This is a genomic window from uncultured Dokdonia sp., assembly GCF_947492815.1.
In the GTDB taxonomy this organism is placed as follows: domain Bacteria; phylum Bacteroidota; class Bacteroidia; order Flavobacteriales; family Flavobacteriaceae; genus Dokdonia.
On sequence record NZ_CANLOB010000018.1, the window covers coordinates 21,232 to 46,070 of the forward strand.

Here is a 24,839-nt window from a genome sequence, read left to right on the forward strand (position 1 = left end):
AATTAGTTCCATTTAAAAGTTACCAGCGCTCCACGAGGAATCAGGTATTTAAAATTTCTATCTCCTACGTTGACATTTAAATCTTGAGGATTGTTTTCATTTGAAGAATTATATACTACTAGTACTTTAGATCCATCTGGGTTTTTGAAAGCTACATTTTCCAGAACTCCTTGTAAAGAGTTTGTACTAATTACTTCTGCGCCTGCATCAACATATTTTGAAAAATGCCCTAGTATATAGTAGTCAACATTTTTTACGTAATTCCCACTACTATCTATCGTTAAAATACCACGACATACTTGACATCCTCCATTTCGTGGGCCTCCGTTCTCATCTAGTGCGAGATTCCAAAGTAATATTGTTTTGGCACCTCTTCTTAATGTGCCAGTAAATATTGTTTTCATAAAGAAATCTATTTCGCCTTGAAAAGTAGTACCTGCATTTTGAATTCCTGATTGTTCTGTAAAATAGATATTCACGTCAGGAAATTGAGCTCTTAATGCATCTATATCAGATGGTTGACCTGCATAAGCATGATAAGCTATTGAATTAGTAAAAGAAGCCACTACCGGATCACTTAACAACGTATTTGGAAAATTAGGGTCTTCACTTTCTCTAAAATTATGATCATAACCTATTATTATTGGATTTACATTTGAATTCTCTAGAGCTGGGCCTAAATGACTTCCAATAAATGCAATTTGTTCTTGAGCAGTCATTTTCATAGTAGGGTAAGAATTATTCTCAAAAAGAGGTTCGTTTTGAGTAGAGATAGCATCTATTGTAATGCCATTGTTTTGATATGCTTCAAGATATTTTATTAAATAATCTGCATAAACACTAAAATATTGTGACTGTAAACTTCCTCCATTGAATGAATTATTGTTTTTCATCCATCTAGGAGCAGTCCAAGGAGCTGCTTTAAATTTCATTTCATTATTTATAGAAATAATATTTTGAGCCACTGGGATAATAGGATTGTTATTTGTAAAATCCTCATCAATAGAAAATTGATCTAGATTTAAATCTTCATCACTAGTAATCTCATTATAAGTATAACTGCCATTTCTATTAAAATCTGACGCTCCTACGGTAAGTCTTGTATAACTTAAACGAATTCCATTTTCACTAAACAGTTCATTAAGAGCTTCTGTATTATTATTGAGTAAAAAAGCTGAACTCCCTGTTAAAGCACCACCAAAACCTTCTATTGTTTGAGCAGTGTCAAATTCATCTACCGTTATCGTAATACTTCCTGTATTTTGATCTGTAAATGGTAATTGATTGGGTAATTCCCTAAGTTTAGAATTTTCATCAGGAGTTGTTATTACTACACGTACTTCACCAGATGTAGATGTATCTTGATCTTCAGAATCATTTGATGTTTCTTCTGGCATTATTGAACTGTCTGAAGATTCTGGGTCATCATTACAATTATAAAATGTAATTGTACATAATAACAAGCCTAATAATAAAAGTTTCTTTTTCATTTTTTTATTTTTTATATTAATACCCTGGATTTTGTGTTAATTCAGGGTTTCTGTCTAATTCTCCTTGAGGGATAGGTAAGAGTAATTGAAATTCTTGAATTTCAATATTTTTAGACTGTATGATAGCTTGTCTAGTAGCTTCAAAACCTTGTCTTTTTAAATCAAACAAGCGTTGCCCTTCAAACATAAATTCTACTCTGCGTTCATTTAGTATTGCTTCGTTTATAGCTTGAGTAGTCATAGTTCCATTGTAATTTGATAAACCAGCTCTATTTCTAACCTCATTCAATAAATTTACAGCACCATTGTTATCTTGCATTTGATTAAGAGCCTCTGCTCTCATAAGAAGAACATCTGCATAGCGCAATACGATACTATTATCTGCTGAATTAAATGCATTACCATTTCTCCATTTAAACACAAATAAAATTCCATTTCTTTCAACCAAGGAAGAAGCCTTTCTTACATCATTATTTTCAAATGCCATTTCACTGTTAGGTGTGGGGGTATTAAACTTAATAAAATCAAATGACGCCTCTGGAGTAGGTAATATAAGCTCAGGAAAAACATTTCCTTCTTGAGCTCCAGCATATTGAATAGCAAACAGAACTTCACTATTATCATTATTTTGTTGGTCAAAAAGAGTGTCAAAATCAGAAACAAGTGAAAAACCTCTCGACATTGTGTTATTCGTTATGTTTATCACTTCCGTGAAATTGCCTAATGAGAGTTGAACTTTTGCTAGAAGTGTTTCTGCTGCTCCAATGTTTGCTCTTCCTTGCTCGAGGTTTTGGTTATCTAAAAAGTCAATAGATTGCCTCAAATCATTTATTATTTGTTCATAAACCTCTGTTTCTGTATTTCTTGGAATAAAAATCTGATCTGCTTCTAAAGAAGTTGTAGCTTCTGTCACAATCGGAACTCCGCCATAAAACTGAACAAGATTAAAATAATTAAGAGCTCTAAGAAATAAAGATTCTCCTAAGAGTTCATTTTGTCTTCCTTCTTGAAAAACAGACTCATCCATACTGGTAATTCCATCTATGGCAGCGTTTGCACGCCCTATTGCTCTATAAACTTGTCTAAAGAACCGAGTCGTAACCTCATTTGTTGGGCGTAACGTATAATTATCTATTGAAAAATTATTTGGATTATCTCCTCCTGCAAAGCTATTATCTGCTCTTACATCCCCCAAAACATAATAATCAAAACCATAATAACTATCTGGTTGCAAAGCGTCATAAGCTCCTATAACTGCAGCATTAGCATCTTCTTCAGTAAGAAAAAAATTCTCAGTGGCTATATCATTTCTTACAGGAACCTTAAGACTATCTTCTGAACAAGCCAAGACAAAAAACGTACTAGTTAAAAATATAAAAAATCTAATGTTCATAATATTTATTTTAAAATGTCATATTTAATCCTCCAATAAAAGTTCTTACTTGTGGGTAGGTTCCAAAATCAATACCGCTTGATAAAACATTAGAACCGTCTCTACTTACTTCGGGATCATATCCAGAATAATTTGTCCAAGTTGCTAAGTTTCTACCTTGCATAAAGAGTTTCAAATTATTTATGCCTAACTTCTGGGTCCACTTTTTAGGAAAATTATAGCCTAAAGTAAGCTCACGAAGTTTTATGAAAGACCCATCTTCAACCCACCTTGTAGACGCTCTATTATTCCCATCAGGATCCCCAAATGCAGCTCTAGGAATGTCTGTGTTAGGATTATCAGGAGTCCAAGCATTTAAAACGGTAGTACTTTGATTTGTAAATCCAGATTGGTTTTCTAGTTCAAGACGTGTTGCGTTATAAATATCCTGTCCTTCAACTCCCTGAAAGAAAACAATAAGTTCAAATCCTTTATAATTAATCGTAGTTGTCGTAGCCCAAGAAAAATCCGGAAGAGCATTTCCTATAATGGTCCTATCATTATTATCATCAATTATACCATCTCCGTTAAGATCTGAGAATATAATATTACCTGTCTCAGGATCGACCCCTTCTGAAACAAAACCAAAAAAGTTACCTACAGGCTGTTCTTCTTCTATACGTGTAACTTCACCTTGATCACTAACTGATCCAGAAGTAATTATTTGCCCTCCTATATTGGTAACCTCATTAACATTTCGAGTATAATTTGCATTCAAATTTATTGAAAGATCATCAGTGTCTAATAACACAGCATCTAGTGCTAATTCTATTCCTCTATTTTCTATAGATCCAATATTTTGTGTAGCATTATCAAAACCTGTTGTTATGGGTAATGGATTATTAATGAGTAAATCGGTTGTATTCTTTAAGTAAGTTTCGAAAGTTATATTAAATCTATTCTTAAACAAACTAAGATCAATTCCAAAATTAGTTTGCTCTGTAGACTCCCATTTTAAATTTGCATTTGCAACTTGTGAAGGGAATACCCCAGTAACAACTTGTCCATTTACTACATAATTTGAGTTTGGACTAAAAAGAGCTTGAAATCTATTATTTCCGAAATTTTGATTTCCTGTAAATCCATAACCTATTCGAAACTTCAACCTACTAAGCCAAGAAACTTCTTGTAGAAATTTTTCATCTGAAGCAATCCAAGATCCAGAAAAAGAAGGGAAAACAGCAAAACGATTACTTGGACCAAAACGTGATGAACCGTCTCGTCTAATAGTAGATTCAATAAAATATCGATCTAAATATGATATTTTGGTTCTGAAGAATATAGAATTATTTGAGTTTTCAAATATACTTTCTTCTGTAGCCAAAATTTCTGTCGCTGGATTGACGGTAGTTATAGAGCCATTTAAAAAATTATTTCCTAAAATTCTTGTATTATCGTCTCGTCTTTCCTGAATAGATGTGCCTAGTAAAAAGTCTAAATTAATTTTATCCTTAACTGGACTAAAATTGTAATTAACAGTATTCTCCCATAACCATATTGTATTTTGGAAAGTAGCGGTCTCTGCTTGTCCATTTGTGGCTCTTCCGTTTGAAGTAGTAAATGGGTCTACAAATCTATTAAATTTAGATTGTGAATAATCTATACTAAAAGCACTATTGATTAGAATTCCAGCAGGTAGAGTGTAACCAAGATTTAAATTTGCAAGAACTTTTGATGTTACAAATTCTCTATCCTCCCCTCTTACAAGAGCTATTGGATTGTCAAATCCAGGTTGAAAAGGATTTGAAGGAAAGTTGCCATTATCATCTATAATACCAATAATTGGTGGTGTTTGTAGAGCAGATAATACGACTCCACCTTGATTAACTCTCTGATTATCGTTAATTACATTAAAATTTGTTCTTGATAAACCTACACTACTCTTTACTTTAAGATTTTTAAAAACTTCACGATCTTGATTAAATCGCAGAGAATATCTTTGAAAACCTGTAGTTTCTATTGTCCCTTGCTCATCCTGCAAACCTCCTGATATATAGTAATTTCCATTGTTGTCACCTCCTGAAAAGGATACTTCATAATTTTGAACCGTGGCAGGATCATAGAGTTCTCTTTGAAAATCTGAATTGAAGGCAAAATTATTCGGATCAGCAACTAAAGGTAATCCTACATTGGCCCTAGAGGTATTCAAAACATTAATAAATTGTTCAGAATTTAATAAATCTAAGGTGTTAACTACTTCATTTACGCCTAAAAATGAAGAAAACCTTAACATTGACTTTCCTTTTTCGCCCCGTTTAGTGGTAATCAGAACAACTCCATTAGCTGCTTGAGCTCCATAAATTGAAGTAGCAGATGCATCTTTTAAAACTGATATAGACTCTACATCTCTTGGATTCAACCCTTCTGTATTTTGAGCTTGAATCCCATCTATAATATAAAGTGGATCGGAATTACCCAATAAAGAAATAGCACCTCTTATTCTTATTGCTGTACTTTGACCAGGGCTGCCCGAAGGATTAATAACCTGAATTCCAGATATTTTACCTTGCAATGAATTTTCTATGTTAGTAAAAGGTTTATCATCAACAATATCTTCTCCTTCTACCACAGAGACTGAAGACGTAAGAGATTTTTTAGTTGAGGTCCCGTATCCAATAATCACTACCTCTTTAAGAGATAAAATATCTTCTATAAGAATGACTTCAATAGAAGATTGGTTAGTGATTAAAATTTCCTGTGCTTCAAAGCCTACTGAAGAAACAACTAAAGTTTCTCCTTTTGATACTTTAAGAGAAAAGTTTCCATCAAAGTCGGATGTAACTCCTCTACTTGTATTTTTTACTAATATTGTAGCTCCTAAAATAGGTGTGCTAGTTTCTCCTAATACTTTACCAGAAAGTAACAATTCTTGGGCTTGTAATAAAGATGAAATACTTAAAAAGTAAAGAATAAAAATAAATGTTTTACTCATTGTTAATTGACATATTATAATTCTTAATTCGTTTTTAGTTTTGAAATTTTAAATATTTAATCGTTTCTTTAAACGCTGCGAATGTTATTTTGAAATTAGATTTTGATATTCTTAAAATTCCTAAGTCGAAATTTAGAATATGTTAAAAATAGAGCCAATTTTTTAGACACTTCTTAAATACATCGATTTCGAAGTATGATTACGTCTATTTTACTTTTTTTATTTTAAAAAATTGATATTAAGGCATATACGTTTAATTTATATTATTAGTAATGTATAGTAAATACACTAAACTGTTGATCATATTCACTATGATTTCCCAGACAAAAGTTCAAGCACAGAACCCTGAAAAATTTATATCTGCTATTCCTGAATTAGCAAAAATCACTCATTTTGACAGAACTACTTATAAGGGCGATTCTCAGTTTTGGACCATGGCAAGAGATTCAACTGGAATTTATTACTTTGGAAATAATGATGGAGTTATTACATACGATGGTCAAAAATGGCAAGATATCCTTTTACCTAATAGTTCTGCTGTAAGAAGTCTTTTGTACGCTTCAAATGGTACTGTGTATGCCGGCGGCTACAATGATTTTGGAAAAGTTGAAAAAAATTCTTTAGGAAACTATGAATTTCACTCCATTTTAAGGGATCTTAAAATCACTACAGAAAAAATAGAAAATGTTTGGCAGATACATGAAGTTAATGGAATTATAATCTTTAGAACCTTTAAAGGTTTAATAACAGTAGAAAATAATTCATCATCATATATCCCCTCAGAAAGTAGATTTATTCATTCAGATGTTGTTAAAGACACATATTATATTCAAGATGAAAATTTGGGTGTTATGAGTTTTGATCCTGTTTTGAAAAGCTTTAACTCAATATTTAATTCAAAAGATATTGGTAATGAAGTTATCATTTCTTTCTTACCATCAGACAAAGCAAATTTCATTGAAATTATAACTAAAAAAGGTCACATATACCTAGGGGATTTAACAAGTGGAGTATTAACAAAAAAACATGAAGTCTTTTCAGAAGATCAAAACGAATTTTTATCAGTAGCAGTAAAAAAAGGAGATACTTACATACTAGGAACTATTGGTTCAAAAATTTTAACTTTTTCTAATGGAAAGAATACTTCCCAAAAAGGATCCATTTATGACCAAATACAAGATAACACAGTATTAAATTTTTATGAAGATAAGGATGAATTATGGGTTCTTTTAAATGATGGCATAGATCTTATAGAATATAATGCTTCTTTTAGTAATCTTTTTAGAGAAGGATCTGTTTACGATATATTGATAAAAAATGAGTCCATTTATATAGCAACAAACAATGGAGTTTATTTTTCAAAAATACCCAATGAAGGTTCTGTTTTCAACTTTGTTAAGACAAAAATTCCGCAGGGTCAAGCTTGGTCTCTTTCAAACATAGGGGCTTCTACAATAGTAAGTCATGACTTAGGTCTTTATGAAATAAGTGATGAGGAAGTTACTCAAATCAGTAATGAAAGAGGATTCTGGAAAGTTATTCCTATTTCAAATAAGAATAATGAATTTCTCGCCTGTAGTTACAATGGCTTTTATCTTCTTAAAAAAGAAGGAACAAGATTTAACATAACAACAAAAATTAAAGGATTTCTAGAATCTACAAGAGATGTTTTGCCTTCAGATGAGGAAAATACATTTTGGGTGTGCCATGGATTTAAAGGGGTCTTCAAAGTAAAGTTTAGTGAAGACTATAGAAGAGTTGTAGCAATAGATCATTTTACTGATCAAAATGGATTTAAATCTCCATTCAATATTAATGTTCATAATTGGAATTCTGATATTATATTTTCTACAAATACTGGTTTTTATACATTTAATAAAGAAAATAATGAATTTTTACCATATCCTAAACTTAATAATATTATTGGAAACACAATTAATACTAGAAAAATTCTAACACATCAGGATACTACGTGGGTCGTGCTAAATGATGAAATAGGTTTATTTAAACAATCTGACAAACACCCTGATATAGATAAAAATACTTTTCGTAACCTTAAGGGAGATTTAAATAGAGGATTTGAGAAAATCCTACCTATAACAAACAAGAAAGTTTTGATAGGCGCAAAATCAGGTCTTTATGTATATAATTTAAAAGAATCACTAGATAAACCTAGTTTTTCTACAATCATAACAAAAGTAACAAAACAAGAAAGCACTAAAAATATAACTTCTCAAGTAGTTATTAGAGAGGAAAACGAGTTAGAAATATCAAATTCAACAGAAGTGTTAAGGTTTGAATTTGCAACTCCTGAAAAAACTCCAACTTCAAATATAAAATTTAGTTACAAACTCAAAGATCTTGATAACGACTGGTCAACATGGAGTGATAATTCGTTTAAAGAATACACCCATTTACCTGCAGGTTCTTATGATTTTTTAGTGCGAAGCCTTGACGAAAAAGGAATTATTGGTAATGAAGCTAGTTTCACTTTTATAGTACAGCCACTATGGCACAAAACAAATTTTGCAAAAATCACATATGTGAGTTTAATGATTTTCATTATATGGTTAGGGATAAGACTTATTAATAATAAAATAACAGAAGAGAGAAACAAATCTAAAGCACTATTGGAAAGATCCAAAAAAGTACTCAATTTAGAAATTGAAAGGTTAAAACTCAAACAGGACAAAAATCAACTTGAAGAAGATGTGATATTTAAAAGCAAGGAACTAACAAATTATACCGTACAGCTTATAAATAAAAAAAGAGCTTTTGCTGAAATTCAAAATGATTTAAAAGAGTTAAAGAACCTTGTTAAAAATGCGGAGTCGAAAAAAAAGATAATTGAAATATTTAAAAAATTACATCAACATAAAGTAGGGGAAGAATATATGAAAGTGTATGATGTTAATTTTGAAAAGATCCATCAAGATTTCTTTAAAAAATTAAAATATATACATCCGAAAATAACTACACGTGAACTCAGGCTTTGTGCATTTATAAAAATGAATTTAACTAATAAAGAAATTGCCCCTTTGTTAAATATTTCTGTACGAGGTGTAGAAACTGCAAGATATAGAGTTCGAAAAAAATTGCAAGTCAATCAAGAGTCTAGTTTTAATATTTTTTTGACAAATTTATAAAAGAAAACACAACTACAAGAAACTGACTATAAGCCACTTGAATTATTCTGACGTAACTTGGAAGTATGATGTACAAATATTGATGTATTTGAAGAGTATTCAAAAATTATTATAAATAATTGTCATATTCTAAATTTATTGGTCTAATAATTATAGATATTCCTGTTTTGATAAATCTTTTTAAGATCAACATAGAATATTTTAAAACCAATAGTCATGAAAATAAAAACTTACTCAAAAAAAAGTTCAGATGTGTTAGTTGTAATAGCAACTATCATATCTTTTCTGTTTACATGTACTTCTTCGACTGGTCAAGAAGTATCCGTTCACTTAACAAAAGGAGATCAAACGGTTCTTCTAGAAGAACAAACTCCGACCTCATTTAACAATGGGGAAATTCCTAATGCTACAATTAATGTTGAAGAGCAAGAAACGTTTCAGACCATCGATGGATTTGGTTTTATGATGACACAAGGAAGTGCTCAAGTTCTTAATGACCTTAATCCAAATTTGCAAAACTCCATTCTTCAAGAAACTTTTAACCCAAACAATGATGGCTCAAAGCTATCTGTAATGAGGATTAGTATAGGCGCATCAGATTTAAGTAACTCAGTATACTTTTACAACAATACGCCGGGAGATATAAATATGAATAATTTCAGTCTAGATGGTCCTGATAAAGAAGATCTAATACCTATAATAAAGAAAGTACTTGAAATTAATCCTAATATTAAAATTTTGGCAACACCTTGGTCTGCCCCTACCTGGATGAAGACTAATAGAGATACTTCTTCAAATCCAGCTATTGGTGGAAGTTTGGATCCGCAATTTTACGAGGCTTATGCAAGGTATTTTGTTAGATATTTACAGGAAATGGAGGCAGAAGGGATTCCAATATGGGGTATTACGCCACAAAATGAACCTGAAAATCCATTTAATGAGCCTAGTATGGCAATGACTTCTAATGAACAATTAGACTTTATAAACAATCATTTAGGTCCTCAAATAGAAGCTGCTGGTTTTACTCCTCGAATCATAGCCTTTGATCATAACTGCGATAACCCGGGATATCCTATAAATATATTAAATAATAGCACTTATGCAGAGGGTGCCGCTTTTCATTTATATGATCCAGGAGCTAATATTGAGGCAATGTCTGAGGTACGTAATGCTACAGGTAAAAATGTATATTTTACAGAGCAATTTACCAGTTCTAATGGAGAGTTTAATGGTGACTTTGGATGGCATATAGAAAATGTTGTCATTGGTTCTTTACGAAACTGGTCTCGAACAGTAATTGAATGGAACTATGCAGCAGACCCAGACTCAAACCCAAGAACCCCAGGCGGGTGTGATGAATGCTTAGGTGCGATAACTGTTAATAACTCAAATAGTATTACACGCAATGTTTCCTATTACATCATCTCTCAAATATCAAAATTTGTACAACCTGGAGCTGTAAGACTAGCCACAAATGATCCAGATAATGATACTGTCACTAATGTAGCTTTACGTAATGAAAATGGAGAGAAAGTACTTCTTGTATACAATATAAACAGTACAGATCAAGAAATAAGTGTCAATTGGAACGGAAGATCCTTTACCTATAATTTACCTGGACGCTCTGCAGCTACATTTACCTGGGAAGGTGAGTTTACACCACAACCTCCCGAAGCACCTACAAATATAATTTTCACTACAGACGATACAGAGGTAAATCTTAGCTGGGACGATGCAAATAGAGCTACAACTTATGCTGTTAGAAGAGCTACTAACATTAATGGCCCATTTTCAACTATCGCTTCTGACTTAACTAATACCACATATACAGATACAAACGTTACTAATGGGACAACTTATTACTACAGAATAAGAGCGATAAATGAGATCGGAACTACAGAATCTACTCAAATATCGGCAGTTCCTAACATAATTATTATAAACGCATTTAGCCAGATTGAAGCTGAAGAATTTAATGAAGGTCAAACTGTCCAATTAGAAAACACATCAGATATTGGTGAAGGTCAAAACGTTGGATTTATAGATAGCAATGATTTTCTTGTCTATGAAAATGTAGATTTTGGTAATGGGGCAAGTAGCGTAAATGTACGAATAGCTTCTGGAGCTAATTTTGAGGGAACAATGGAACTTCGTTTAGGAAGTACTACAGGAAATCTAATAGGTGTCGTATCTTTTGGAAACACAGGAGGTTATCAATCTTGGGTTACTAAAGAGGCTAATATTCAAGAGACTTCTGGTCTTAGTGATCTTTATCTCGTTTTTCAGGGAGGTGAAGGTATTGGAAATATAAACTGGTTTCGGTTTAGTCAACAAGATTTAGGTAATCCGCCATCAGCACCTACAAATTTAACCGCAAATGCAGAAGATGAAGCAGTTTCACTTTCATGGAACACTGTAGCAGACGCCGATACATATGAAGTAAGAAGATCTACAAATGGTAATAACGGATTCTCGACTATTGCAAATGCTCTAACAGAAACAACTTATACTGATAATTCAGTTACCAATGGCACCCAATATTTCTATCGTGTAAGAGCCATAAATCAAGCCGGAAATAGTGGTAATTCTAATACCGCAAATGCAACTCCACAAGAGCCCGCTAGATCTGCATTTGTACGCATAGAAGCAGAAGATTTTGATAATAGCCAAGGGATTCAAACTCAAAATACGAGCGATGCTGGAGGAGGACAAAATGTGGGGTTTATAAATAGAGACGATTTTCTAGTTTATAACAATATAGATTTTGGAAATGGTGCAAGAAGTTTAGAAGCCCGCATCGCCTCAAATGCAAATTTTACAGGCACCATGCAAATTCGCTTAGGGAGCGTTACAGGTGATCTTGTGGGTACTTTATCTTTCGGTTTTACTGGCGGTTGGCAATCTTGGATAACTAGAACTGTAAACATTGATCAAGTCACCGGAATTCATGATCTTTATTTTGTTTTCTTAGCTCCTAACAGTCAAGGAATCGGAAATATAAATTGGTTCGTTTTTAATGAATCAAATGAACTAAATCCTCCTGCTACTCCTAATAACCTTACAGCAACTGGAGGAGATGCAACAGTTTCACTTTCGTGGAATAGTGTAACAGATGCCGCGACTTATGAATTAAGACGCTCTACAACTAGTAACAGTGGGTTTTCGGTCATTGCAAATGGCATTGAAGAAACAACTTTTGTCGACAACGCAGTTGTTAACGGAACGCAATATTTCTATCGCGTAAGAGCCATAAATCAAGCCGGAAATAGTGGTAATTCTAATACCGCAAATGCAACTCCGCAAGCAAACAATCCTAATGATGGTGATATTCAATCTGGAGAAATCTATATAATTAGAAATCGAAGATCTAATAGAGTAATGGATGTCGCAGGAGTTTCTCAAAGCAATGGCGCTAGAGTACAGCAATGGGAAGTTACGGGTGGTGACAACCAAAGTTGGATTCTAGAAAACACTGGAGGTAATGAATATAAAATTACTGCCTTACACAGCAATAAGGTTTTAGATCTTGTAGATGGATCACTCCAAAATGGTGCAGAAGTACAACAATACGACTCTTTTGACAATGTAAATCAAAGGTGGCAAATTATACCTATTGGAAATAGCTTTTTCGAAATTGTATCTGCAAGAAGTGGTAAAGCTTTAGAAATTCCAAATGGAACAAATTCACTCGGCCTGAGTGTAGTTCAGCAAGAAAGAAATAACTCACCACAGCAACAATGGAGTTTTGAATTGTTGTCAATAAGATCAAGTACAAATGAAAATATAGAAAACACAATACTCCAGAATATTCCTACTAAAAATGTTGTCGTATACACTAATCAATTTTCAGAAAATACAGTTAGATATGAACTCGAGATAAATGAGAAGGTACAAGCAGTAGAAATTTTCATATTTAATACTTTAGGGCAAGTTGTTGCTAAATTTACAGATCATCCAGAATCTAGAAATGGTATCCAAAATATACCCCTTGATTCTATGACTAAAGATTTGCCAAAAGGGCAATATTTTATAAAAGTTGATAACTTACAAGCTAAACCATTCATTGTTTATTAATAAACTAATTAAATACATTAAATTATTGTAAATGATAAAACAGCGAGAAAAATTACAATCGTCCCGCTACTTTTATATTTAACAATAAAAGCGTTTAGAGGTTTATATGATAAATGAAAATTACCATAAACGTAGGGTTTTGCATGTTGTTAGATGTAAGGATAATGCTATGATTTGTAAATTATACACATCTAAATATACTGATATTCATTAATTTACAATATATCTGCTACAGTTCATAACCCGGAGGTCACGAGTTCAATTCTCGTTCTCGCTACAAATAAAAGGTCAACTATAGTTGGCCTTTTTAGGTTTTATGGAGTACGTTGTTTACATACCATATTCTCAAAAGCACCAAAAATCCTATACAGGTATTTCATCTGATTTAATCTCTCGATTCCATTCTCATAATAAATATGCAATAAAAGGCTGGACAATATCCTACAGACCTTGGATTGTAATTCATATAGAATTTTTTGAATCTAAAAAGGAAGCTCTTTCTAGAGAAAAATGGTTCAAATCGGGAATAGGTAGAAAGGAAAAAAAAGAAATTATTAATCAGTTTTTCAACATAGTATAAAGGTAGGATTCATATCCGCCAGAGGCGGACACGAGTTCAATTCTCGTTCTCGCAACTTAAAATTCAATCAGTTACATCTGAAATGCAACTGCTTGATTATTCTAAAAAGTAATGTTTCAAGTATACGCTTTCGCGAAAGCGTATATAATACGGGTGTTATTAAGGGGTGAAAAGCGATTATTAATTTGTCAGATCAAAATCATTAACAGCATCAGAAATTTCATAGCCCAAACGAATTCCTTCATCGCTATCTATTTGAACGTGTACCCCTAATGGCACTCTAGAATAGGCATTTTCCTGCGCCATTTCTGAAAAAGAGTTGTATGTACGTGGAACCCCATTAAACTCCACTCTTCCTTCATGACTTCTATCTGTAAAATTAATTGCATCTCCTCCAAAAATGTGAGCAAAAACACCAGCTGATACTCCTGCAAATGTTGCATGACCCGATGGATAACTAGGAAATGCAGGATTAGGTGAATCAATAAATCGTGCTAAATTCGTATCAAAATCTGTATTCATAGTAGCTCGTATATAGGTGCTAGGACGCTGCGTATCATACGTGTATTTATCATCCCAAGCAGAAACTGCTGCGTCATTGATTGCAAAACCAAGCCTAAGCAATAATTCTAAAGATTGTTCATATCCTAAATCTGCTTGTCCGATTAATTGATTTGCAATAGAAAATTGTCTTCCAGGTGGACTCATCATCAAGCTTTCTACATCGTCAGACCAAAACTCAGCAATCCATAAATCTTCATTATCCTCTTCTCTTGCTACCGTTGCAATATCATTTACCTCTTCCATGGCTATATAATATTCACTCGTTGTGGCTGTACTATATTCGTATGCAGGAGGAATACTCGTAGTTTCATCTGGAGAGATCACAAATGCTCTTACACTACTCCAATATGGAAACCAAGCACTTTCCCCTTCTGCGGCTATCCATAAACCATCTCCTGTAGGTGCTACATAAGACGCTGGGTTGGGATCTAGAATCTGAGTCTCAGCATCTGTATCACTTTGACTATATGCGATCACACGTTCTGCAACATACGTACCCCATTCTATAGAGTTTTCAATTTCAGATTCAGACAAATCTGTCGATAACTCACTTACCTTATTTTCTTGTAAAATGGCTATAGCAGCTTTTTCGTTGTTTGATACACTAAACATAAAGTGATCAAAAACCAATGCGTAACAGGTATTAAGCGCTAGGTTTACATCCACATTGTCTTCGCGTTGATTCTCATTGATATTAAATCCTTGTAATCGCTCTTCGTTTGAAGTGTATCCATCCATATCGGCTACAGCAGTTTCATATCCTGCTAAATGAATATAAGCAAGTGCTCTTGCCGTTGAATTAGGTCTCATCGCATCTGTATAGCGATCTAAATCAAGCCAAAGATCATTCCAGTCTGTAATCAGTTGTGTAGTTGCATTTGTGACTACAGGAGTATCTACAATAGCTGTGTCTTGAGCATCGTCATCGTTGGCACAGGATTGCAATAACACTAGAGTCACTGCTAAGGTAAATAGTGTTTTAAAATGTGATCGTTTCATAAGTAATCGTGTTAAATGGTTAGAAAAAGCATACAAGTCTCTTTTCATATATGCCTTCTTAAGCATTATTTTGGCGCCAAATAGTGTTTAAAAAGTGTAGTGTTGTTTTCATAAAATTGATTGCATTTATAAAAGGTTGTCTGATGTAAATAACTGAATATTCATTGTGTGTAGTATTCTAAAAACAGAGTTTTCAGCGAATGGGGTTATGTTTTCAGTAAATGCAATAATAAACGCTATAAACGGGTACTATTATAAAGTCATTTATCCAATAATTAAAAGTTCACTAATCTTATTTTACTTTTATTTGTGATATGAAATCATTAAAAAGAATTGTATTTCAAGTCCTGTTTTGGTCTATTGTTTGGATTATAATGGCACTAGGTCATAAGGATATCCCAAATTTTATTAAGCAAAATAGTGTTATCTATATTCTTCAAATTGTGCTTATTAGTAGCATTACACTAAGTTTAGCTCCTACTTTTTTGAATAGAAGGAAAAAAACACCATTCATCTTATTAGGATTAGGAGTTCTTATAGTATCTGCTTTTTTATCTTATCAGTTTTCCCCAAATAGTCCTTTTCAGAATCGCCCAGATAGGCCATCACAAATTTTTCAAAACGAGCGTTTTCCTGATTATAGGGAAGGGAGGCCACCAGGACCTCCGCCTTCACAAGATAGGCATAGAAAACCACCTCCAAACCCTCAAAAAAATCTCACCCAATTTGGGAAAGTACTGAATTCTCCTTTTCTTATTAATTTCTTATTACTCTGCATCACATTTATACTGACATCTGTCATAGAGATATTTTTATTTGCACAAAAAAAGGAAGCTGCACTTATATTAAGTAAAACCGAAACATTAGAAACAGAACTCAAACTTCTAAAATCTCAAATCAATCCGCATTTTCTTTTTAATGCATTAAATAATATTTACTCCTTATCTGCCATAGACACTCAAAAAACACAAGAAAGTATTAGTTACCTTTCTAATATGTTACGCTATGTATTGTATGAATGTGAACGACCCTTTGTACCTCTTCAAAAAGAAGTAGATTACATCAATGATTATATCAAACTATTTTCTCTTAAAAGTAGCAAAACATACCCTATCATGACTCAATTTACAATGGAAGATCCTAACATAGAGATTGCTCCTATGTTACTTATTCCATTTGTAGAAAATGCTTTTAAACATAGTAACATAGAAAGCATTCAAAATACTTTCATTAAAATATACATAAATGCTACGCAAGATGCGATTACCTTTAAAGTAGAAAACACGATTGCCAATGTACATACCGAAAAAGATACTGTAGGCGGTATTGGATTAGAAAATGTAAAGAAACGACTTGCCATAGTATACCCCGAAAAGCATACCTTAACCGTTTTAGAAGGCATCGATATATTTCAAGTTCAATTAAAAATAAAAACCAATGCTTAAGTGTATCATTATAGATGATGAAGAATTAGCAAGAGCTTTGCTTAAAAGTTATGTAGATAAACTAGATTTCATTGTATCAGAAGGCGAATACGAAAACCCTTTAGAAGCATTATCCATCTTAAAATCAACAACAATTGATGTCGTTTTCTTAGACATCCAAATGCCACAGCTTAAAGGCACTGATTTTGCAAAGATGATTTCGCCCACAACTAGAGTAATTTTTACAACAGCATATTCAGAATACGCGCTAGATGGATATGAACTCAACGCCATAGATTACCTCTTAAAACCAATTACTTTTGAACGTTTTTTAACGGCCGTAAACAAAGTACAAACAACTACGAGAAATATAACAGACATAAGCTCGCAAACTATCACAATAAAGTCTGGATACGACTTACACAAAGTACGCTTATCAGAAATTTATTATATAAAAAGTGATAGTGAATATGTGACTTTTTATCTAGATAATAAAAAGATCATGTCCTATCAAAGTTTAAAATCACTGGAAGACAGTTTACCTCCTTCCCTATTTATGCGGGTGCATCGTTCTTATATCATCAATAAAAACAAAGTGCAAGCGTTAAAGGATAAGGATATCATCATACAAGATCACCGTATTCCTGTAAGTGCCACTTATTTTGAGACTGTAAAAAAAGAGTTGTTTTCATAATACTTGATGTATACGCTTTCGCGAAAGCGTGTAAAGATTCTTTAAACTCATTTGCATTACATCCGAGGTAAATCACTCTCATCTTTTAGAGGTAATGTAGAACTACCCATTAAATATACATCTACATGATGCGCTGCTTGTCTTCCTTCGGAAATTGCCCATACAATAAGGGATTGGCCTCTACGCATGTCTCCAGCTGTAAAAACACCAGAAACATTGGTTTTATAATCTTTGATAGTAGCTTGAATATTTGTTCTCCCATCCATCGTTACTCCAAACTGTTCGGCTAGGGTTTTCTCAGCTCCTGTAAAACCAAGTGCTAATAAAGCTAGATCACACTTCCATTCTTTTTCGGTGTTGGGTACTTCTTTTAATTGTGGACGCTCTCCATCTTTAAAAATCCATTCTACCTGAATGGTTTTTAATGCTTTTAGATTGCCTTTTGTATCTCCTATAAATTCTTTGGTAGAAATACTAAAAAAACGCTCAACGCCTTCTTGATGCGAAGACGTTGTTTTGAGTTTCATAGGCCAATAAGGCCAAGGTTGATGCGCAGGTCTTCCTTCTGTAGGTTTATTTAAAATCTCAAAGTTGGTAACCGATGTAGCGCCATGGCGATTAGAAGTTCCAATACAATCAGATCCCGTATCACCACCTCCTATAACAATGACATGCTTCCCTTCTGCTGTAAGTACTTCTTCAAAATCTGAAATACCATCTACTCGCTGATTGTTTTGCTTTAAGAAATCCATGGCTTGATGTACGCCCTTTAGATCTACTCCTGCAATGGGCAAAGATCGTTTTACAGTTGCTCCTCCACATAATACCACAGCATCATATTCAGTTTGTAATTCACTCGCCAGTATTGTTTTTCCTACTTCGACATTGGTTTTAAAGATAATACCTTCGTCTTCTAGTATTTTAATACGTCTATCTATAATGTGTTTTTCCAATTTAAAATCTGGAATCCCGTAACGTAATAATCCGCCTACTTTTGCATCGCGTTCAAACACAGTGACTAGATGTCCTGCACGATTCAATTGTTGTGCAGCAGCAAGTCCTGCAGGTCCTGATCCTATGACAGCGACTGTTTTATCGGTTCTTTGCTTCGGAGGGTTTGGGGTGATCCACGCTTTCGCGAAAGCGGTCTCCACTATATTCTTTTCAATATTCTCAATTGTAACAGGATCTTCGTTGATACCCAACACACATGCTTCTTCGCAGGGTGCAGGACACAAACGCCCCGTAAACTCAGGAAAGTTATTGGTTTTATGTAAAATTTGAGCAGCTTCTTCCCATTTTCCTTTATATACCTTATCATTAAAATCAGGAATAAAATTACCTAAAGGACATCCGCTATGACAAAACGGAATACCACAATCCATACAACGCGCTCCTTGATCTTGAAGTTTGGAAGGTTCTAATGGAATGGTAAATTCCTTATAATTTTTGATACGTTCTTTAGGAGATTCACATGCTTCTACTTGACGTTCATATTCTAAAAATCCTGTGATCTTTCCCATCTTTTATGCTATTTGTAATTGTTCTTGTTCTAATCGTAGTAAGGCTTTTCTATATTCTTCCGGAAGTACTTTCTTAAACTTAGGGAGGTTGTTTTCCCAATTAGTGAGAATGCGTTTTGCCAATGGACTATCGGTAGCTTCGTAATGTTTTTTCAATAAGCTTCTCAATTGCAACTCATCCTCTTCTACGGTTACTGGACCAATATTTAAATCTGTCGCATTACAATGTTGTGAGAAGGTTTTCTTTTCATCAAAAATATACGCAATACCACCACTCATACCAGCTCCAAAATTGCGTCCTACTTCTCCAAGAATAACTGCAATACCCCCTGTCATATACTCACAACCATGATCGCCAATGCCTTCTACAACGGCTTTAGCTCCTGAATTACGAACGCAAAAACGTTCTCCTGCCTTTCCATTTATATATACTTCTCCAGAGGTAGCACCATACAAAGTCACATTTCCGGTAATAATATTATCTTCTGGAACAATGGTACAGGCTTCAGGAACTTTGATCACCAGTGTTGCGCCAGAGAGTCCTTTTCCTAAATAATCATTGGTGTTGCCATGAACTGTCATACGCAATCCTTTGGTTGCAAAAGCTCCAAAACTCTGCCCTGCAGATCCTTCAAAATCGATATCAATTGTATCTTCTGGTAATCCTTGTGCGCCATATATTTTTGAAATTTCATTACTCACAATTGCACCTACCGCACGGTTGATATTCGTAATGGGTAAGCGTAAATGTGTTTTTTGTCTTCTAAATAACGCTTGGTGTGCTTGCTTAATAATTTTAAAGTCCAAATGTGTTTCTAAGTCATGTTCCTGCTGTGTAGTATTATAAAAAGCAACTTCTTCAGAAACGGATACTTTATGTAAGATAGGTGTCAGGTCTATACCTGATGCTTTATAATGATCAATGGCTTTATTGCGATTTAGTTTCTGTACTTGTCCTACCATTTCATTCACGGTTCTAAAACCAAGCTTCGCCATAATCTCACGCAGTTCTTGTGCAACGAAATACATATAATTTACAACGTGTTCTGGTCTCCCTTTAAACTTCTTGCGTAATTCTGGGTTTTGAGTAGCAATTCCTACTGGACACGTATTTAAGTGACATGCACGCATCATAATACATCCTGATGCAACTAAAGGTGCCGTAGCAAATCCAAATTCTTCGGCGCCTAATAAACAAGCAATAGCTACATCTCTACCTGTTTTAAGTTGGCCATCACATTCTAAGACAATACGATTACGTAAATTATTCATGACCAATGTTTGTTGTGCTTCTGCAATACCAAGTTCCCAAGGCAATCCTGCATGTCTGAGTGATGTTAAAGGAGAGGCTCCTGTTCCCCCATCAAAACCTGAGATTAAGACGACATCTGCTTTTGCTTTTACAACACCCGCAGCAATCGTCCCTACACCTACTTCTGAGACTAACTTTACATTTACACGTGCTTCTCTATTGGCTGCTTTGACATCATAGATTAATTGTGATAAATCTTCTATTGAATAAATATCATGATGAGGTGGTGGTGATATGAGTCCTACATATGGGGTAGAATTTCTAGTTTTAGCAATCTCATGATTTACTTTTGGACCTGGCAATTGTCCTCCTTCACCGGGTTTTGCTCCTTGTGCAATTTTAATTTGAATCTCACTTGCATTGGAAAGATAATTTGAGGTTACACCAAATCGTCCAGAAGCCACTTGTTTGATCGCTGAGTTTTTCCAGTCACCTTGCGCGCTTTTATAAAAACGTTCTTGATTTTCCCCTCCTTCTCCTGAATTACTTTTCCCGCCAATTCGATTCATCGCTACAGCAAGGTTTTCATGAGCTTCTTTACTAATAGACCCATATGACATTGCCCCTGTTTTAAAACGTTTTACAATGGCTGTCCACGGTTCTACTTCGTCAAGAGGAATAGGATCAAATTGATCAAATTCTAATAAACCACGTATGGTCATTAAGCTTTTAGATTGATCATTAATTAGCTGTGAATATTCTTTAAATGTTGATGCTTTATTGGTTCTTACAGATTCTTGAAGCTTTGCTACGGTTAACGGATTAAACATATGTTTTTCTTGTCCGCGACGCCATCTGTAGTCTCCTCCTATTTCTATGTCAACATGAGCATCATTGGTTTGAAATGCTTTTCTGTGTTGTTTTACAATTTCTTGTTCTATCTCTCGTAATCCTATTCCTTCTATACGCGTAGGTGTATTAGGGAAGTACTTAGCAACCGTTTTTGCATTAATTCCTATGCATTCAAATAATTGAGAACCTCTATACGAGTTTAGGGTAGAGATTCCTATTTTATTCATGACCTTTAGAATTCCTTTTCCTATGGCCTTGTTATAGTTTTTAATGGCAGTTAAATATTCAATATCTGTAACATCATTTGCAGCAACTTGTTCTTGTACAATTTCATTAACGATATATGGATTGACTGCACTTGCACCAAAACCAAAAAGTAATGCAAAATGATGTACTTCTCTTGGCTCGGCAGATTCAATAATTAAACTTATCTGCGAACGCTTTTTTAATTTATGCAATGCATGATTTACAAAGGAACAAGCTAGTAAGGCAGGAATAGGAGCATGATGATCATCTACATAACGATCAGAAAGAATGATAATATTTGCCCCACCTTCTATAGCTTTTGACGCTTTTGTCACTAAATTCTCAAGAGCAACTTCAAGCTCATTGAGCCCTCTATTTACTTCATATAACATAGAAATAGAAGCTATTTTAAAATTAGGATTGTTATCGTAATTTCGAATCTTATCTAGATCATGTTTTGAAATAACAGGATTTTGAATTTTAAGTTTCTTACAATGCGCTGCATTAATATCAAAGAGATTTACATCACTTCCCAACGTAAGGCTTATATCCGTAATTAATTCTTCTCGAATTCCATCTAATGGCGGATTGGTTACTTGTGCAAATAATTGTTTGAAATAATTATAAACTAATTGTGGTTTTTCAGACAATACCGCTATAGGAGTATCACTTCCCATAGACCCAATAGGTTCTTTACCTAATTGCGCCATTGGACGAATAAGTGTATTGATATCTTCTTGGGTATACCCAAAAATAATCTTACGCTTTTTTAACTCAATCTCATTATAAGTAATAGGTCCTTTCTTGGCTGAAATATCTTTGAGATGTACCAAATTTTCATTGAGCCACTTTCTATAAGGATACTTAGCGGCTATTTCTTCTTTGATCTCTTCATCATTGACAATACGTCCCTCATTCATATTCACCAGAAACATTTTTCCTGGTTCTAAACGCCCATGAAATTCAACATTTTCAGGCTTGATATCTACAACGCCTGTTTCTGAAGACATAATAACATTACCGTTTTTAGTAACAGTATATCGTGAGGGTCTTAGTCCATTTCTGTCCAGTACAGCTCCAATATAATTACCATCTGTAAATGGAATGGATGCAGGGCCATCCCATGGTTCCATGAGACACGAGTTATATTCATAAAATGCTCTTTTTGCATCAGACATGCGTTCATTCTTCTCCCAAGCTTCAGGAACTAACATCATCATAGCTTCTGGCAAAGAACGTCCAGACATGAGTAATAACTCTACCACCATATCTAATGTAGCGGAGTCTGATTTTCCTCTTAAAATAGTAGGAATAATCTTTTTAATATCGTCACCAAATGCATCACTCTGCATAATTTCTTCACGTGAAAACATTCTAGACACATTACCCCGTAATGTATTAATTTCTCCATTATGACAGATATACCTAAATGGTTGCGCTAAATCCCAAGTAGGGAACGTATTTGTTGAAAAACGCTGATGTACTAAAGCTAACCGTGTATCTAGCGCAGCATTATAGAGGTCTAAATAATAGGCATTAATATCTTCTGGTTTTAAAAGACCTTTAAATATGATAATCTTTGTTGAAAGGCTTGGGATATAGAAAAATTTACATTCTGAAAGTTTAGAGTTATAAATAGTATGCTCTGCAATCTTACGAGCTGCAAATAGTTTTAAGTTAAATGCTCTTTCAGATTGATCATTAGAAGATTTACCAATAAATAATTGTTTTACATACGGCTCTGTAGTTGCAGCAATCTCTCCTAGTATCTCACTATTCACAGGAACGTCTCTCCATCCTATAAGTTCTAATCCTTGATCTTCTATTGCTTTTTCTAAAACTTCAATACAATACCTACGCTGATTTTCTTTTCTAGGAAGAAATACATTACTAACGGCATAGTTTCCTACTTCTGGCAGTTCAAAATCACAAAATATTTTAAAGAATTTATGTGGAATATCTATCAATATACCAGCTCCGTCTCCTGTCTTACCATCAGCACTTACAGCGCCTCTATGTTCCAACTTTACTAAAATTTCTAGCGCTTTATGAATAATATCATTCGATCGTTTTCCAGTAAGACTACAAATAAAACCAGCACCACAATTATCATGTTCGAATTCTGGCAAATAGAGACCTTGTTTCTTTAGCATATTTTCAACGTTTTCTAAAGTTTTTATCCTTTAAATGAAACTCGAATATAGAGGCTAATTTTCAGTAACAAAAAAAGCTAAAACACTTTTAAGGAATTAAAGATTATAGCATCTATAAATGATAAATATGCATTTTTCAGCCTTCATATTACTAAATACACAATTGAAAAATATGTAATAAAAACAGTGTTTTACAACTAAAACGTTTTCGAAAAATTCTTTTTGTTAAAAATAAATTACAAAAAGTGATTTTTCTTTAAAAACTGCACAACAACATGATGTCATTTTCTTAAAAAAATCAAATTTATTTACACACCCCCTAAAAAAATAGGGTGTAAAAATAAATATTAATAAAAATAACACCATTACCCCTATTTATTATAATGTTAAATTTCTTTTTACATAGATTTGACGCATCAATCAATCAAAACGAATACTATGAAATTAAATTTACTATTAGGAATGATCTTATGTACAACATTTTTATCTGCACAAGAATCTGAAGACAAAAAGAAATTTTCGATATCTGGTAGTGTAGACACCTATTTTAGAACAAACCTAACTGGCCCCAATACGGCATTTGAAGCAGAAGGAGAGACCTTCTTTTTAAATCCTGGAACCTCATTTGCAGACAGAAGTGGATTTAGCATAGGAATGGCAAATGCCATTATTTCTTACGAAGGTGAAAAAATAGGGTTTGTCGCAGATCTTGCTTTTGGACCAAGAGGAGAAGATGCCGTTTTTCTATCTGTAGGTTCAAGTAACATTGTAAATCAATTATATGCGTATTACAACGTAAGTGATAAAGTACAGATAACATTAGGAAACTTCAATACTTTCTTAGGGTACGAAGTGATATCACCTGTAGGCAATTTTAATTATAGTACTTCCTATATGTTTTCTAACGGACCTTTTTCTCACACAGGGCTTAAAGTTGGAATTGCTGCTTCTGAAGATTTCTCTATCCTACTTGCAGTAATGAATAGTACAGATTTTACGGAGACCAATTTTGATGGGAGTTACACTTTTGGAACGCAATTAGGCTATAAAGATCAATTACTCAATTTTCTGTACGGAAATCAAACAGGAAACTCAGATCCAACATTTCAGGTAGACTACACAGGAGGTACAGATATAAGTGAGAAGTTCTTCTTAGGAGTGAATGCTACATACAATGATACCGATGGAAGTGGGTTTTATGGAGCTGCATTATATCCTCAATATACATTCTCAGAAAAACTAGCATTAGGATTACGTGCTGAATATTTTGGATTACACGAAGAAGATATCGATGATGAAACTGTTTTTGCAGCAACACTCACAGCAAATTATAAAGTAGGTGACTTAACTATTATCCCTGAACTGAGGGTAGATACTTGGTCTGAAGATGTATACGTAGATAATGACTTAAACCCATCAAGCAACTTGGCTTCATTCCTTGTTGCTGCGGTATATAAATTTAATTAACCATATATAAA

At 33.7% G+C, this 24,839-nt stretch carries 12 protein-coding genes; 6 read left to right on the plus strand and 6 right to left on the minus strand.

Annotated elements, in window-relative coordinates; genetic code table 11:
* Positions 1 to 2 precede the first annotated feature (2 nt).
* Genes Q1A01_RS15505 through Q1A01_RS15515 form a run of 3 tightly spaced genes read right to left on the minus strand, consistent with a single transcriptional unit; the run spans position 3 to position 5,854 of the window.
* A complete protein-coding gene (locus Q1A01_RS15505; RefSeq protein WP_299682842.1) occupies positions 3 to 1,490 on the minus strand; it encodes a glycoside hydrolase family 30 beta sandwich domain-containing protein in 1,488 nt (495 codons plus the stop codon).
* 16 nt (positions 1,491 to 1,506) lie between these two features.
* Positions 1,507 to 2,883, minus strand: coding sequence for a RagB/SusD family nutrient uptake outer membrane protein (locus Q1A01_RS15510; RefSeq protein ID WP_299682843.1), 1,377 nt, complete (start codon positions 2,881 to 2,883; stop codon positions 1,507 to 1,509).
* Between the two features lie 10 nt (positions 2,884 to 2,893).
* Entirely contained in the window at positions 2,894 to 5,854 is a 2,961-nt protein-coding gene (locus Q1A01_RS15515; protein WP_299682844.1) for a TonB-dependent receptor, read from the minus strand.
* A 311-nt stretch (positions 5,855 to 6,165) separates the two neighbouring features.
* On the opposite strand from Q1A01_RS15515, the gene Q1A01_RS15520 reads away from it, so the two are divergent.
* The 3 genes from Q1A01_RS15520 to Q1A01_RS15530 all read left to right on the plus strand — a co-directional run bounded on the left by Q1A01_RS15520 (position 6,166) and on the right by Q1A01_RS15530 (position 13,654).
* Positions 6,166 to 9,000 carry a triple tyrosine motif-containing protein gene (locus Q1A01_RS15520; protein WP_299682845.1) on the plus strand — a complete coding sequence of 945 codons (2,835 nt, stop codon included), beginning with the start codon at positions 6,166 to 6,168 and terminating at the stop codon, positions 8,998 to 9,000.
* A gap of 216 nt (positions 9,001 to 9,216) precedes the next feature.
* Complete coding sequence (locus Q1A01_RS15525; protein WP_299682846.1) at positions 9,217 to 13,074, plus strand: carbohydrate-binding protein; 3,858 nt, start codon at positions 9,217 to 9,219, stop codon at positions 13,072 to 13,074.
* 316 nt (positions 13,075 to 13,390) lie between these two features.
* On the plus strand, positions 13,391 to 13,654 hold the full coding sequence (locus tag Q1A01_RS15530) for a GIY-YIG nuclease family protein (RefSeq protein WP_299682847.1): 264 nt from the start codon (positions 13,391 to 13,393) through the stop codon (positions 13,652 to 13,654).
* 180 nt (positions 13,655 to 13,834) lie between these two features.
* On the opposite strand, the gene Q1A01_RS15535 is transcribed toward Q1A01_RS15530, so the two are convergent.
* A complete protein-coding gene (locus tag Q1A01_RS15535) occupies positions 13,835 to 15,217 on the minus strand; it encodes a vanadium-dependent haloperoxidase (protein WP_299682848.1) in 1,383 nt (460 codons plus the stop codon).
* 314 nt (positions 15,218 to 15,531) lie between these two features.
* Between Q1A01_RS15535 and Q1A01_RS15540 the strand changes: the two genes are divergently transcribed.
* Positions 15,532 to 16,662 carry a sensor histidine kinase gene (locus Q1A01_RS15540; protein WP_299682849.1) on the plus strand — a complete coding sequence of 377 codons (1,131 nt, stop codon included), beginning with the start codon at positions 15,532 to 15,534 and terminating at the stop codon, positions 16,660 to 16,662.
* Positions 16,655 to 17,335: a LytTR family DNA-binding domain-containing protein gene (locus Q1A01_RS15545; RefSeq protein WP_299682850.1), complete on the plus strand. Its 681-nt coding sequence runs from the start codon at positions 16,655 to 16,657 to the stop codon at positions 17,333 to 17,335. Before Q1A01_RS15540 ends, Q1A01_RS15545 begins: the two co-directional genes overlap by 8 nt.
* 56 nt (positions 17,336 to 17,391) lie before the next feature.
* Here Q1A01_RS15545 and Q1A01_RS15550 read toward each other — a convergent pair whose 3' ends face one another.
* Positions 17,392 to 18,858, minus strand: a complete 1,467-nt coding sequence (locus Q1A01_RS15550; RefSeq protein WP_299682851.1) for a glutamate synthase subunit beta — start codon at positions 18,856 to 18,858, stop codon at positions 17,392 to 17,394.
* 3 nt (positions 18,859 to 18,861) lie between these two features.
* On the minus strand, positions 18,862 to 23,361 hold the full coding sequence (gene gltB / locus Q1A01_RS15555) for a glutamate synthase large subunit (protein WP_299682853.1): 4,500 nt from the start codon (positions 23,359 to 23,361) through the stop codon (positions 18,862 to 18,864).
* Between the two features lie 438 nt (positions 23,362 to 23,799).
* Between gltB and Q1A01_RS15560 the strand changes: the two genes are divergently transcribed.
* Positions 23,800 to 24,828 (plus strand): porin, encoded by a 1,029-nt coding sequence (locus Q1A01_RS15560; RefSeq protein WP_299682854.1) that lies wholly within the window; start codon positions 23,800 to 23,802, stop codon positions 24,826 to 24,828.
* Positions 24,829 to 24,839: the final 11 nt, after the last annotated feature.